This window comes from Comamonas granuli NBRC 101663 (assembly GCF_000739995.1).
In the GTDB taxonomy this organism is placed as follows: Bacteria; Pseudomonadota; Gammaproteobacteria; order Burkholderiales; family Burkholderiaceae_C; genus Simplicispira; species Simplicispira granuli.
The window spans coordinates 52442-66946 of sequence record NZ_BBJX01000013.1 but is presented as its reverse complement, the minus strand read 5'-3'; the positions used below and the strand labels follow the sequence as shown (position 1 = coordinate 66946).

General features: G+C 68.9%; 10 protein-coding genes and 1 riboswitch. Of the genes, 4 read left to right on the top strand and 6 right to left on the bottom strand.

Annotated features, from left to right (window positions below; translation table 11 throughout):
• Positions 1-37 precede the first annotated feature (37 nt).
• Positions 38-1210 (top strand): tRNA guanosine(34) transglycosylase Tgt, encoded by a 1173-nt coding sequence (gene tgt / locus CGR01S_RS13235; protein ID WP_042428015.1) that lies wholly within the window; start codon positions 38-40, stop codon positions 1208-1210.
• Between the two features lie 113 nt (positions 1211-1323).
• Positions 1324-1893: a PAS and helix-turn-helix domain-containing protein gene (locus tag CGR01S_RS13230; protein WP_042428012.1), complete on the top strand. Its 570-nt coding sequence runs from the start codon at positions 1324-1326 to the stop codon at positions 1891-1893.
• Between the two features lie 21 nt (positions 1894-1914).
• Here the strand turns inward: CGR01S_RS13230 and CGR01S_RS13225 are convergent, their stop codons facing one another.
• The 3 genes from CGR01S_RS13225 to CGR01S_RS13215 all read right to left on the bottom strand — a co-directional run bounded on the left by CGR01S_RS13225 (position 1915) and on the right by CGR01S_RS13215 (position 4878).
• Positions 1915-3027 (bottom strand): ABC transporter substrate-binding protein, encoded by a 1113-nt coding sequence (locus CGR01S_RS13225; RefSeq protein WP_052382563.1) that lies wholly within the window; start codon positions 3025-3027, stop codon positions 1915-1917.
• 307 nt (positions 3028-3334) lie between these two features.
• Positions 3335-3724 (bottom strand): DUF3597 domain-containing protein, encoded by a 390-nt coding sequence (locus CGR01S_RS13220; protein WP_042428009.1) that lies wholly within the window; start codon positions 3722-3724, stop codon positions 3335-3337.
• A gap of 80 nt (positions 3725-3804) precedes the next feature.
• Positions 3805-4878 (bottom strand): zinc ribbon domain-containing protein, encoded by a 1074-nt coding sequence (locus CGR01S_RS13215; protein ID WP_042428004.1) that lies wholly within the window; start codon positions 4876-4878, stop codon positions 3805-3807.
• A gap of 215 nt (positions 4879-5093) precedes the next feature.
• Between CGR01S_RS13215 and CGR01S_RS13210 the strand changes: the two genes are divergently transcribed.
• On the top strand, positions 5094-5483 hold the full coding sequence (locus CGR01S_RS13210) for a YXWGXW repeat-containing protein (RefSeq protein WP_042428001.1): 390 nt from the start codon (positions 5094-5096) through the stop codon (positions 5481-5483).
• A 173-nt stretch (positions 5484-5656) separates the two neighbouring features.
• Positions 5657-5763: riboswitch (glycine riboswitch) on the top strand.
• A 91-nt stretch (positions 5764-5854) separates the two neighbouring features.
• Positions 5855-7159 (top strand): D-amino acid dehydrogenase, encoded by a 1305-nt coding sequence (locus CGR01S_RS13205; RefSeq protein WP_042427998.1) that lies wholly within the window; start codon positions 5855-5857, stop codon positions 7157-7159.
• Here CGR01S_RS13205 and CGR01S_RS16200 read toward each other — a convergent pair.
• From CGR01S_RS16200 to CGR01S_RS13190, 3 genes are all read right to left on the bottom strand, one after another.
• Positions 7110-11633: an EAL domain-containing protein gene (locus tag CGR01S_RS16200; RefSeq protein ID WP_052382562.1), complete on the bottom strand. Its 4524-nt coding sequence runs from the start codon at positions 11631-11633 to the stop codon at positions 7110-7112. The two genes, CGR01S_RS13205 and CGR01S_RS16200, sit on opposite strands and share 50 nt — an antisense overlap.
• Positions 11630-13627, bottom strand: a complete 1998-nt coding sequence (locus CGR01S_RS17235) for a methyl-accepting chemotaxis protein (RefSeq protein WP_042427995.1) — start codon at positions 13625-13627, stop codon at positions 11630-11632. Before CGR01S_RS17235 ends, CGR01S_RS16200 begins: the two co-directional genes overlap by 4 nt.
• Before the next feature lie 231 nt (positions 13628-13858).
• A complete protein-coding gene (locus CGR01S_RS13190) occupies positions 13859-14500 on the bottom strand; it encodes a response regulator (protein ID WP_042427992.1) in 642 nt (213 codons plus the stop codon).
• Positions 14501-14505 lie beyond the last annotated feature (5 nt).

Genomic DNA, 14505 nt, shown 5'->3' with positions numbered 1-14505 from the left:
AGCGGGCCGCAGCAGGCCATCTGGGACAATCGCGCCCATGCTGCAGTTCCAGATTCTTGCCACCGACCCTTCCAGCCACGCGCGCCGCGCCACCCTCACGCTCAACCATGGGCAGGTAGCGACCCCCATCTTCATGCCCGTGGGCACCTACGGCACCGTCAAGGGCGTGATGCCGCAAAGCCTCACCGACATGGGCGCGCAAATCATCCTGGGCAACACCTTCCACCTGTGGATGCGCCCCGGGCTGGACGTGGTGCAGAGCTTCGGCGGCCTGCACGCCTTCGAGCAATGGCACAAGCCCATACTCACCGACTCGGGGGGCTTCCAGGTCTGGTCGCTCGGTGCCATGCGCAAGATCACCGAGGAGGGCGTGCACTTCGCCAGCCCGGTCAACGGCGACAAGCTCTTCATGTCGCCCGAGGTGAGCATGCAGATCCAGACCACGCTCAATTCCGACATCGTGATGCAGCTCGACGAGTGCACGCCGTATGAAACCAACGGCCACCTGACCACCGAGGCCGAGGCGCGCAAGAGCATGGAGATGAGCCGCCGCTGGGCGGTGCGCTCCAAGGCCGAATTCGAGCGCCTGGGCAACCCCAACGCGCTGTTCGGCATCGTGCAGGGCGGCATGTACGAGCACCTGCGCCAGGAATCGCTCGACGCCCTGGTGGAGATGGATTTCCCCGGCTACGCCGTCGGCGGCGTGAGCGTGGGCGAGCCCAAGGACGAGATGCTGCGCATCATGGCGCACACGCCGCACCGCCTGCCGGCGCACAAGCCGCGCTACCTCATGGGCGTGGGCACGCCGGAAGACCTGGTCGAAGGCGTGGCCCAGGGCGTGGACATGTTCGACTGCGTGATGCCCACGCGCAACGCGCGCAACGGCACCATCTTCACGCGCTACGGCGACCTGAAGATCCGCAACGCGCGTCACAAGCAGGACCACCAGCCGCTGGACGCCAGCTGCACCTGCCACGCCTGCGCGGGCCAGGACGGCGTGGCCTGGGACGCTGGCGGGCGCGGCGGCTTCTCGCGCGCCTACCTGCACCACCTGGACCGCTGCGGCGAGATGCTGGGCCCCATGCTCACCACCATCCACAACCTGCACTACTACCTCAACCTCATGCGCGAGATCCGCGAGGCGCTCGAGGCCGGGCGCTTCGCCGCGTTCCGCGCGCAGTTCAAGGCCGACCGGGCGCGGGGCGTCTGAACCTCTGCGCACGCCCGGCGTGCGGCGTGCGGCGTGCGGCGTGCGGCGTGCGGCGCGCAAGCCGGTGATTTCCCCATGGCCCGCCCCTGCGCCCCTGGGCAGAATCAGCCGCCATGCACGACCCCTCCGAACGGCAGCAGGCGCTGGAGCTGGCCTTCAACCTGGCCCCGGTGGGCATGTGCGTATCGCGTCACCGCACCATCGAGCTCTGCAACGAAGCCTTCGCGCAGATGTTCGGCTTTGCGCAGGGCGCGCTCACGGGCCAGTCCATGGTCTGCCTGTATCCTTCGGTGGAAGAGTTCACACACATCGGCAACCTGGGCCTGCCGGTGATGAAAGCCACGGGCACTTACAGCGACGAGCGCATCATGGCCCGCGCCGGAGGCGCGCTGTTCTGGTGCCATGTGGTAGGCCGCGCGCTGGACCGCTCCGACCCCTTCGCCCATGCCGTGTGGATGTTCGAGGACATCTCGCAGCGCCGCCCGGTCAGCGCGGCGCTCACCGTGCGCGAGCGCGAGATCGCGCAGCACATCGTCACCGGCGCCACCAGCAAGCAGATCGCGCGCATCCTGAACATCAGCCACCGCACCGTCGAGGCACACCGCGGGCGGCTGATGCGCAAGCTGGGCACGACCACCACCGGGGAACTGATGGCCGTGCTGCTGGGCAACACCGCCACCTGAGCGCCAGCCCGGCGGCGGCGCTCACTTCATCAGGCGCCCCGAGCGGCCGATCACCGTCACCTCCACATAGCGCGAACCCACGCGGTTGCTGGGCGAGAAGTTCACGGTGATGCCGCCCAGGTCGTAGGGCCCCAGGGTCTCCAGCGCCTTGAGCACCTTGGTGCGCGTGGGCGCCGGGCCGGCGCGGCGCAGCGCCTCCACCAGCACCTTGGCGCCCAGGAACTGCTCGAAACTGGTGTAGTTCACATGCTCTTCGGGCGCGTACTTCTTGAGCAGTGCCTGGTATTCGCGCACCACTGGCAGGTTGGGCGAGTAGGGGTAGGGCACGACCTGGCTGATGCCCAGACCATGCGCGTTCTTCAGGCCCGCGAGCTTGACGATCTCGGCCGGGTCGACCACCGAGATGTTGTAGAGCTGCGCCCCACCCCCGGCCTCGCGGTAGCGCTGGATGAAGGCCGAGGCGGGCTTGTTCACCGCGATCATGATCACGGCCTGGGCGTCGGACTGCATGATCTTGGCCACGGCGCCATCCACCTGGTCGGTGTTGCGGTCGTAGGTGGCGGCCGCCGAGAGTTCCAGCTTGCGCTTGGCCAGCGCCTTCTGCACGCCTTCGAGCCCGGCCTTGCCAAAGCCGTCGTCCTGGTACATGACGGCGATGCGCGTCATGCCCAGCGTGGTCACCTGCTGCACCATGTGCTCGGTCTCGTCGGCGTAGCCCGCGCGCACATGGAAGATCCAGGGGTTGAACGGGTTGCGCAGCGGCTCGCCCCCGGTGTAGGGCGCCACCAGGGCCGCGCCGCCCTGCTCCAGCACGCCATCGCTCAGCAGCTTGCCTACATTGGACGTGCCGGCGAAACCGTACAGCGCCACCAACTCGGGGTTGGCCAGGAACTCGCGCGTCAGGCGCACGGTATCGTCCACGCGGTAACCGTCGTCGGCCACCTGCACCGTGATCTTCTGCCCGTGCACCCCGCCCGTGGCATTGACATGGCGGAAGTAGAGGCTGCCGCCGAGCACCATTTGCTTGCCGGTGCTGGCCAGCACGCCCGACAGCGGCGCGATCTGGCCGATGACGATATCCGCCGCCCGGGCCCAGGACACGGGCAGCGCCAGCGCGGTGGCGGCCAGGCCCATGCCTCCTGCGCGCAGCAGGGCCCGGCGCAGCCGGATCCATGCGGGGATGTCGTTCGGGGCACGGCTTGCACGCAACGCCCATTCGCTCTGCTGACTCATCGCTGTCTCCTGTGGCTGTAGGGGTGCGAGAGCCTATGACGCCTCACCCGGGCGGCGCCATTCGTGCAGTTACTCCATCGGGATTGCCTGCATGTAGTTCCACGTATTGACCTGCTGCTGCGGGTACGCCCTCAGCCAGCGGTCCGCGCCGCGGCCTTGTCTGGGTACAGGGACTCACAGGCGCGCCGAGCGCGGCGCGCAGCGCGGTTCAGTCGCGCAGTTCGGGCGGCAGCGTGCCGCCGTTGGCGGCGATGCTGCGCATCACCTGCTTGTGCAGCCAGATGTTCCAGGCGGCCGAGCCCGGCTCGTCATTGCCGTTGTAGAGCAACTCGCGGGCCAGTTCCTTGCGGGCCGCCAGGCTGCTGTCCAGGCCCAGCAACTTGAGCAAGTCCACGATGGAGGTGCGCCAATTCAACCCCTTGGCACCCGGCATGGCATCCAGGATGGGGGCCACATCCCCCAGCGGAATGGGCGGTGGCGCCGAAGGGGCAGGAGGCGCTGCCGCGGCAGCCGGAGCGGCGGGCGGTGGCGCTACGACGACTTCGGCGGCTTTGGCCGACGGGAAGATCTTGGCAAAGATGTTGGAGAAAAAACCCATGACTGCTCCCAAGGTAATGTTGAACAGGATGCGGACGAGCCCCCTGGCGCGCAAGCCACCGAGTGCCCGCGCCCTTTCTATCACGCCGGGTCGGCAGGCAATGTAGGCGCAGACCCTGCCTTCTGGCTGGATGTCCCGCAGGCGTGGCAGAAGCGGGCAAACGCGCTCTTGCGCGTGCGGCAGTGGCCGCAGCGGTCGAACAGGCCGATGCCGCAATGCGGGCAGAAATCGATGGCCTCGTTCTTCAGGTCCACGGGCCGCTCGCAGCCGGGACACACGTTCTTGGCCAGGCGCGCCAGGGCCACGTCGTAGCCCAGCTCCTTGCGCCGCTCCTGGTCGGGCAAGGCCTCGGCCTGCTTCTGGCGCTCCAGGTAACGGTTCAGCGCCAGGATGGCGTAGCGCCCCACCAGCGCAGTCACGGCGATGCCCACGATGTAGCGCACGTAGCCGCCATAGCTCGGCAGGTAGGGCACGAGCTCGACGAAGAAGGCGAACAGCGCGAAGAAGATGAAGCCCCAGACAAAGGGCCAGTAGGTGCCCTTGCGCTTCTTCACGAACAGCCAGCCGGCCGCCACCAGCAGCGGCAGCGTGAGCGCCAGGCGGTAGAGGAATACGCGCAGTTCCACCTTGCGGCGCTCGGCGTGCAGTTTTTCGGAGGCCGCCGATTCGAGCTTGTTGAGCTGCTGCTGCGCCGCCGCAGCCGCCTGGCGCGCATCGAGCAGCGCCTGCTGCTGCGCCTCGACGGCCTGCTGCGTGCCGCGCTCGGCCTGCTTGAGGGCATCGAGCGCCTGGGTGCGCGCCAGCACCTCGGGGTCGTGCTCGGCGCGCTGCGTCACGCTGCGCGCGGCCAGCCAGTTGTTGAAGGTCTCACGCGCTGCCTGGCTTTCGCTGCGCGCCTTGCTGCGCTGCAACTGGGCCTGCTCCAGCGCGGCCTGGGCATCCTGCTGCGCCTGCTGGGCCGTGCGCACCTGCTCACGCAATGCCTGGGCCACCGGCTTGTCCAGGAAGTCGTCCATCTGCAGCGGCGTCTCGACCTTGGGCAGATCGCCCACGATGGTGCCGCCCAGGCCGATCAAAAAACCGGCAAACACCACCGCCACCAGCCACAGGCCGCGGCGAAACCACTTCTCGGACAGGCGCAGTGCTTTGCTCATGGAATACCTTTGCTCAGATTACTATGGTTTCTGTAGCTGCTTGCGCTTGTCGATCAAGCGCCAAAGCCCATTTTTACTTTATTTTCAGTCGGCGGTGCCAGTACAGCTCACATCTGCTCACACCCCTTCGCACACGCACTACACAGAATTGACATGCGGCCTGCACCATGCAGGCACCGGGTTCCGCACGGAATCCATTTTGTGAGGAGAACACCATGTCCCGCTACACCACCACCGCCGCCGCCCTGACCGTGCTGGCGCTGTGCGCCGCCGCCCCGGCCGCCCAGGCGCGCACCGAGGCCACGGTCATCATCCAGACGGCACCACCCCCGCCCCGCCACCAGGTGGCGCCACCGCCGCGCCGCGGCATGGCCTGGGTTCCCGGCCATTGGGAATGGCGCCGCCACGGCTATGTCTGGGTGGAAGGCTACTGGGTCAAGGCGCGCCCGGGCCATGTGTACCGCCCGCCCGCCTGGCAGGAGCACAACGGCCACTGGCAGATGCAGCGCGGCCACTGGGAGCGCGAGCAGCGCCGGCGCGACCGCGATGGCGACGGCGTACCCAACCGCTACGACCGCGACCCGAACAACCCCTACCGGCGCTGAGCCCGGCCACGGGCGGGCGCGGCCCCATAAGCAAGCATTGCCGCGCATAAGCCCCGGCGCAGCGCCGCAACCGCCGGGGCCGCCCTAGAATGGGCGCCGCAGGAGAGCGGGTGTCAACACCCCACCGAAGGCGCAATCTCCCATACACGCTCAGGTACCGTACTGCACCCATACCATCGCCGTCTGGAGAGCCGCCACCACCGTGGCGCACCGAAGGAGCAAACCGCAGGCTGGAGCAGCCCGCGGTGAATCTCTCAGGTACAAGGACAGGGGGAGCGGCAGCCCGGCCCATGCACGCTGGCTGTCTGCTATTTTTTCAATAGCTGGTCGCGCGCGCCCGCCGGGCGCTAGAACCTTGAAAGGCTCTCAAAATGCGCGTGATCGTTCTCGGCGCCGGCTTGCTCGGCGTCTCCTCGGCCTACTACCTGCAGCAACTCGGCCACGAAGTGACCGTCATCGACCGCCAGGCCGCGCCCGGCGCAGAAACCAGCTTTGCCAACGGCGGGCAGGTGTCCGTCAGCCACGCCGAACCCTGGGCCAACCCCAGCGCGCCACTCAAGGTGCTCCAGTGGCTGGGGCAGGAGGATGCGCCCCTGCTGTTTCGCATGCGCGCCGATCTGCACCAGTGGCTGTGGTGCCTGTCCTTTCTGCGCAACTGCACGCCCGCGCGCACGCGCCACAACATCCGCCAGATCGTCAACCTGGGCACCTTCAGCCGCGCTGCGCTGCAACAACTGCGCCGCGACACGGGCATCCAGTACGAGCAGCGCACGCAGGGCATTCTGCATTTCTACACCAGCGCCAAGGAGTTCGACGCCGCCCTGGCCCCGGCCGAGCAAATGCGCCAGCTCGGCTGCGAGCGCCGCGTCATCGACGCCGACGAGGCCGTGCGCATCGAGCCGGCGCTGGCGCACATCCGTCCCCGGCTGGCCGGCGCGACCTACACGGCGGAAGACGAATCGGGCGACGCCAACCTGTTTGCACGCGAACTGGCCACGCTCTGCATGCAAGCGGGCGTGCACTTTCGCCTGGGCGAACACATCACCGCGCTGCGCACGGCGGGCGGCGCCATCGACCATGTGGAGCTGACCAATGCCGAGGGACGCTTCGAGCGCGTGCGCGCCGACGCCTATGTGCTCGCCCTGGGCTCGTTCAGCCCGCTGCTGGCGCGGCCGCTGGGCCTCAAGCTGCCCATCTACCCGGCCAAGGGCTATTCCGTGACCATTCCGGTCAAGGACGCGCGCCTGGCGCACGAGGTCAGCCTCACGGACGATGAGTTCAAGCTGGTGTTCTCGCGCTATACCAGCGCGCAGGGCGACCGCTTGCGCATTGCGGGCACGGCCGAACTCAATGGCTACGGCCGCGAGCTCAACGCCACGCGCTGCCAGGCCATCGTGCGCCGGGTGGAGCAGCTCTTTCCGGGCGCCGGCCACACCGAACAGGCGCAGTTCTGGACGGGCCTGCGCCCTGCCACGCCCAGCAACGTGCCGCTGATCGGCCGCACCCACCTGCCCAACCTGTTCCTCAACACCGGCCACGGCACGCTGGGCTGGACGCATTCCTGCGGTTCGGGCAAGGCCCTGGCCGACATTGTGAGCGGCCGCGTGCCCGAGGTCGATTTCGCGTTCACCGGGATGGCGGCAGCGCAGCCTGGACCGCACCTGCAGGCGGCGTGAGGCGTCCGGCCGGCGGCGGGGCCGCGGCGCCCAGCCGCTCGCGCATGAGCTGCTCGCACGCGGGCGCAGGCAGCGGGCGGCTGAACAGGTAGCCCTGGATCTCGTCGCAGCCCTGTTCCTGCAGGACCTGGCGCTGCGCCTCGGTCTCCACGCCCTCGGCGATGGTCTGCAGGCCCAGGCTGGCGGCCATGCGGATGATGGCGCTGACGATGGCCTTGTCCTCGGCGTCCTCGATGATGTCGCGCACGAAGGAACGGTCGATCTTGAGCTTGTACACCTGGAAGCGCTTGAGGTAGCTCAGAGACGAATAGCCCGTGCCGAAGTCGTCGATGGACATACGCACGCCGCGCGCATGCAGGTCGGCCATGATGCCCACGGCGCGTTCGGGGTCGTCGCTGGCGACGCCCTCGGTCAGCTCCAGTTCCAGGCAGCCGGGCTCCACGCCGTATTCCTGCAGCACCTGGGTCACCAGGCCCGGCAGGTCGGGGTGGCGGAACTGCACGGCCGAGAGGTTCACTGCCATGGTGAGCTCGTCGGGCAGCCCGGCGCGCTGCCACTGGGCCAGTTGCTGCACGGCCGTGCGCAGCACCCATTCACCGATGGCCAGGATCTGCCCGCGCTTTTCCGCCAGCGGGATGAATTCGGCGGGCGAGACCATGCCCCATTCGGGGTGCTGCCAGCGGATGAGCGCCTCCACGCCCACGATGCGGCCATCGCGCAGGCGGCATTGCGGCTGGTAGTGCAGCTGCAGTTGCCCGCCCTCCAGCGCGCGGCGCAGCGCGCCCTCCATTTCGAGCGCGCGCGCCGCGTGGGCCTGCATGTCCGGCAGGAAGAAGTGGAAGGCGTTGCGTCCGTCCTGCTTGGCGCGGTACATGGCCACGTCGGCATGCTGCAGCAGGGTTTCCAGGGCGGAGCCGTCCTCCGGGTACATGGCGATGCCCACCGAGGGCGTGACCATGAGATCGTGCTCGCGGATGTGGATGGGCGCGGCCACGGTGTCGAGCAGGCGGCGCGCCAGTTGGGCCGCGCCGTCCTTGTCGGTGCCCGGCAGCAGCAGCACGAATTCATCGCCCCCCATGCGCGCGACGGTGTCCTGCTCGCGCACCAGCTCGCGCATGCGCCGCGCCACGTTCACCAGCAGCTCGTCGCCCGCCCCGTGGCCCAGCGAGTCATTGATGTGCTTGAAGTGGTCCAGGTCCAGGAACATCAGCGCCATGGGCTCCTTGCCGCGCTCGGCCATGCCCACGGCATGCACGAAGCGGTCGGCCAGCAGGGCACGGTTGGGCAGGCCGGTGAGCAGGTCGAAGTGCGCCATCCAGCGGATGCGCTGCTCGTCGGCCTTGCGCTGGCTCACGTCCGAGAAGATGGCGATGTAGTGCGTGACCTGGCCTTCGGCGTCGGTCACGCGGCTGATGGTGAGCCACTCGGGGTAGACCTCGCCGTTCTTGCGCTGGTTCCAGATCTCGCCCTGCCACAGTCCATGCTCGCCAAGGCGCCGCCACATGGCGCCGTAGAAGTCACCGCCATGCCGCCCCGAGGACAGCAGCCGCGGGTTGCGCCCGACCACATCCTGGGGCTCGTAGCCCGTGATGGCGGTGAACGCGGGGTTGACCAGCAGGATCTTGTGGTGCGCATCGGTCACCATGATGCCGTCGTGGCTGTGCGAGAACACCTCGGCCGCCAGGCGTTCCTGCTCCTCGAAGGTCTTGCGCTGGATGGCGCTGCCCATGTAGTGGCCGATGCGGCGCAGCAGCGCGCGGTCGTGCTCGGGTATGGCGTGCTGGCGGCGCTGGTACACGTCGAGCACGCCCAGCAGCGCGCCGTTGTCGGCGCGGATGGGCAGGGTGTAGCAACCCGGCAGGCTGCGCGCGCGCGCCATGGACTGCACCAGCGTGCGCAGGTGCGTGTTCTCCACCGCGGGCAGGCCCTCGCCGGCCTCGGTGAAGGCCACCCGGCCCCAGCGGCCGCGGTCGCCCTCCACGGGCTGCACGGCACGGGCATCATCGAGCAGCGACGTGAGGGCGGCGCTCGCACGCGGCAGCAGGGCGCCGCTGGGCTCGTCCAGCAGCCACACGAGCGCCCGGTCCGTGGGCAGCAGGATCTCCAGCCGCTCCACCAGTTGCACCAGGATGCGCTGGAGGTCGCTCTCACTGGCAATGAGCTCCAGGGCCTGGGCGCGCAGCTCCTCCAGTTGGTGGGTCTGGCGCTGCAGCGTCTGGTCCATGGCCGTGCCCGTCACGCGCACGGGGCGGCCCATCTTGTCGCGCGAGACATAGCCACGCGCCAGCACCGGCACATAGTGGCCGTTCTTGTGGCGCAGGCGCAGGTCCTGCACCACCACCGACAGGCCCGCATCCTTCAGGTGCTCGCGCTGGGCGCGCAGCAGCGGCAAGTCCTGCGGGTGCACATGCGCGCGCACGCGCACCGGGCCCTGGGGCATGTCGTCCGGCCCGTAGCCCAGCATGTGCCACCCCTGGGGCGAGAAATCGAGCCGCTGCGCGCGCAGGTCCCAGTCCCAGGGGGCGTCGGTCGAGCCCTTGAGCACGAGTTCGAGCTGCTGTTGCGACTGGCGCAGCATCTTCTCGGTGTGCTTGCGCTGGCGCTCGTGGGCAAAATAGCCCAGCGCGAAGTCCACGTCGGTGGCCATCTCCAGCAGCAGGCGCCGGGCGTCCTCGTCGAAGGTCTGCGAGGGCTCGGCCACGAGCACGAACACCGCATCCACCTTGCCCGCGCAATGCAGGGCAATGGCCACCGTGGGGGCCACGCCCGGCAGGTCCTCGATCCAGACGGCACGGTCCTCGCGCCAGGCCGTGCGCGCCGTGCCCTGGCCCGGCAGCGTCTGGGCCGCCGCGCCCGCGGCTGCCACCGCCACCAGCGCCTCCGAGCCCGGTACCTGCCGTCCTATCCAGGCCGCCTGCATGCCGCCCAGGCGCACCGCCGTCTCGCAGATGCGCGCAAACAGCGCCGCCTCGGTCGAGCTTTGCACGATGGCCTGGTTGCAGGCACTCAGCGCCGCATACAGGCGCGCCTGGCGCTGGATGCGCGCCTCGGCACGCACACGCGGGGTGATGTCCTCCAGCATGACCACGCACTTCCCCGGCTCACCTTCCTGCAGGGCCGGCAGGCGGCGCAATTGCAGATTGACCCAGGCGTGCGTGCCGTCCCCGCGGCGTATCCTGCGGTCCACGGCGTAGACCTCGTCGCGGCCCAGGGCCACGCGTGCAAAGCCCTTGCGGTCCTGGGCGTCGTCTTCCGGCGCCACCAGATCACCCCAGCGCATCTGCAGCATGCGCTCGGGCTCCAGGCCCACGATGGCGCAGAAATGCGGGTTCACGCGCTCCCACTGCTGGCGCCGCAGGTCCACGGTGGCAATGCCGATGAAAGGCAGGGCAAAGAACTGCTCCATCATGCGGTCCGAGCGCGCCTTCTGCGCCCACGACTGCCACTGCTGGTTCAGGCGGATCTGACGCCAGAACAGCGCCAGCACCACCGCCAGCGCCAGCATGGCCAGGCTGGTCACGCCCACGACCCACCAGGCCAGCACGTGCACGGGGGCCAGCACCTCGGCCCGGTCGATCTTCGCCACCACGCGCCAGTCGGTTCCAGCCACGGGGCGGTAGGCCGCCAGCACCTCGATGTCGCGGTGGTCGTGGCCGCGCACCTGGCCGTCGCCACTGGCGCGCAGCGCCACGGCGGCCGGAAGGTCCTGGCGCGCCATGGGCAATTGCAGCGTCATGGCGGTGCCGCTGCGGTGGCGCAATTCGTTCATGAACACCACCTGGTCGCCGTCGCGCCGCACGAGCAGGGTCTCGCCGCTGGCGCTGGAGGTGGGCCAGGTCTGGATCACAGGAAACAGGAAACGCCGGGACGAGATGCCCATGCGCACCCAGGCCACCAGGCGTCCCTGCGGGCCACTGAGATCCTGCACGGGCAACTGCCACTGCAGCAGCGCGTCGCCGTGCTCACCGGGCTGCATGAGCATGCGCACCGTGCGCGCCCCCGGAGCCGTGGGCGCGGGAAGCTGCACGGCCTGGCCGGACTCCTCCCAATCGCCGCCGACCATGGCCACCCGCCGCCCATCGGGGGCGAAGAGCTCGATGCGGTCGTAATCGAAAGCCGTGCGCAACAGGGCAAAGCGCTGCAGCACGGCGGCCTGATCGGCCAGGCTGTGCGCCGGCTTCTCGAGCATGCGCTGCACATGCTGGGCAAAAAGGGCATCGGCCGCGAGCAGCTCGGCATTCTTGTGCCGCTCGCCCAGCCAGTTCTCGATCTGGTCGGTCTTGAGCCGGGCGATGGACCAGAGGCTGGCGTAGGCCTCGCGCTCGGCGTGGGGCCCCTGGATGCTGACGACCAGCCAGCCGGTCAGCGGCAACACCAGGGCCAGGGCGACGAGCAGCCAGGCGAAATGGCGCGCGGAAGCCGGGGTGCCCTGGGGCACCTCGGCCGGGTTCAGGCCAGCGGTGTCTGCGTTCATTCCAACGCCAGCAGCGGCGCGGGTCCGGCGCCACCTCGCTCGGCCGCCCCCGCCAGGGAGCGTCCCCCTTGCAGGCGGAATACATCGACCACGGCCACCAGATCCTGCGCCTGCAGCTTGAGGCTGTCGGCAGCCGAAGCCATCTCCTCCACGAGGGCGGCGTTCTGCTGCGTCACCTGGTCGAGGTGGGTCACCGCCTCACCCACCTGCGAGACCCCCATGCTTTGCTCATGGCTGGCGGTGCTGATCTGGTTCATGAGCTGGGTGACGCGCTGGATGGCCTGCACCACCTCGTGCATGGTCGCACCGGCCTGATCGACCTGCGCCGTGCCCTGTTCCACGCGTTCGACGCTGGCGCTGATGAGCTGCTTGATCTCCTTGGCTGCCTGGGCCGAGCGCTGCGCCAGGCTGCGCACTTCGCCGGCCACGACGGCAAAACCCTTGCCCTGCTCGCCGGCGCGCGCCGCCTCGACGGCAGCGTTGAGCGCCAGGATGTTGGTCTGGAAGGCGATGGAGTCGATCACCTGGATGATGTCGGCGATCTTGCGCGAGCTGTCGTTGATGCCCTTCATGGTCTCGACCACCTGCGCCACCACTGTGCCCCCGCGCTCCGCAACGGTGCTCGCGCTTTGCGAGAGCTGGTTGGCCTGCGCAGCGCTATCGGCGTTCTGGCGCACCGTGGAGTTGAGCTGCTCCATGGCGGCCGCCGTCTGCTCCAGCGCGCTGGCCTGGCTTTCGGTGCGCGCTGCCAGGTCGTGGTTGCCTTGGGCGATCTGCATGCTCGCCGTGGCCACGCCGTGCGCACCCTCGCGCACCCGGCCCACCACGCCCCCCAGGTGGCCTTGCATTTCCATGAGCGTCTGCATGAAGCGGGCGATTTCGTTCGTCCCCTGCACGTCGATGCGGCCGGTCAGGTCGCCCCCGGCCACGGCCTGCGCCAGCCCCACGGCCTGGCGCACCGGCCCGGTGATGCTGCGCACAAATGCCAGTGCCAGCGCCACTGCGCCGGCCATGCCCACGAAGAGCAGCACCAGCATGCCGTAGGCCAGGCGGCTGGCCTGGCTGGCCTGTTCTTTCAGCACCTGGCTGAGCACGGCCATGGCGTCCGCGTTGAAACGGTAGATGCCGTCGATGGTGCGCGTGAAATTGTCAAAGTACACATCCGGCTGCAGGCCCGCCTGCGCGGCGTCGATCAGCTCCTTTTGCGCCAGGCCCAGGGTGGCGCCCACGGCCTCGCTCTGCTGGCGCGCCGCCGCCTCCAGGCCGGTGCGGATGCGTGCATCGGCCGCTGCGGCCTTGCCCAGGTTGCGCGACCAGTCACCCTGGGCCTGCTGGGCCAGGCGGTGCAAGGCCTGCAGCGCCGCACGCCCCTGGGGGGTGATTTCCCCCTGGGTGAGCAGGGCCGTGCCGCGCGCGCGCATCTGGCCCAGGTACTCGGTCATTTGCATGGCGTTGACCAGGCTGGCGCGCGAGAGCATGTGGGTGGCGAGGTCGGAGTCCAGCGACAGGCCGAAGGCGTCCATCACGGCGTCGCCGAACAGCAGGGTGGACGTGACCAGTTGCGTGTGCTTTTGCGTGCTTTCATCCACCGACAACTGGCGGCCCGCCACCGCCGGCTCCAGGCCGGCCCAGGCCTGGCGGCGCTCTGCCCACTGCGCCTGGATGGACGCCGGCGCCTGGACCTCTTTGAGCACCTGCTCGACTTTGTCCATGGCCTGCGTGAGGCCTGCGCTCACGCCCGGGCGGCGCTGCTCCAATGCGGCATTGCCGCTGAGCATGCCCGCCGACAGCCCGCGGTGCACCTGCATGGACTGGACCACGCGGTTGACTTCACCCACGACCCGGCCACCCTGCACCTGGCGCTGCGCCAGCGCCACATCGGCAAAGGCGCGCTGCAGGTAGAGCACGGTGGGCAAGGCGACCATGCACAGGGCCAGCAGGCCGAGAACGGTGAACTTCTGGGCCAGGCCCAGTCGGTGCAGGAGGTTTGACATGCGCGTGGTGTGGTGAAGCGGTCAGTGGGGGCGGAGTTTCGCCAGGAGACTTTGTATTCCCTGGGCCGCTGGGCCGCAAGAGGATGGGCGCGCACATCCATCGGAAATGCAACTGTATTGATGTGACACAAATTGAAACATTCCCCGGTACGGGTATTCTAAATACCTGAAGACCGGTAGTAAAGCTGTCACACAAGAAGCGACCGCCTCCCGCGGCGCGTGCACGATGCCTCAACGCGCCGCGCGTTCGTTCTGGATGACGTAGCGGGTCAATTCGGCCACGCTGTGCAGGTCGAGCTTGCGCATGATGTTGCGCCGGTGCACATCCACCGTGGACGGGGCGATGCTGAGTATCTCTCCGATCTGGCCCGAGGTATGTCCCTCGGCGACGAGCTTGAGTACCTGACGCTCGCGCATGCCCAGGCGCGTGCGCGGCACCCCGGCAGCGCCCTGGCCCGTGACCGCGCTGGCCACGGCACCGGCCACGTCCGGGCACAGGTAGGTGCAGCCGCGCAGCACGGCACGGATCGCACGCAAGAGCTCGTCGCTGGCCTCGGCCTTGGTCACATAGCCCACGGCGCCCGCTTGCAGCATGTCCAGCACGTACTGCTGGTCGGAGTAGGCCGACAAGGCAATCACCTTGACCTGCGGCAAGGCCGCCAGCAGGCTGCGCGTGACCTCGGTGCCATCCATGCCGGGCATGCTGATATCCATGCACACGACCTGCGCCTGGCAGGCACGGGCCTGCTCCAGCACCTGCAGGCCGCTGCCGACCTGTCCGGCCACCACCATGTCGGGCTGCGAGTCGAGCAGGTGGCGCAGCGCCTCGCGGAACAGCTGGTGATCGTCTGCCAACAGGATCGGGGTCTTCATCGGCC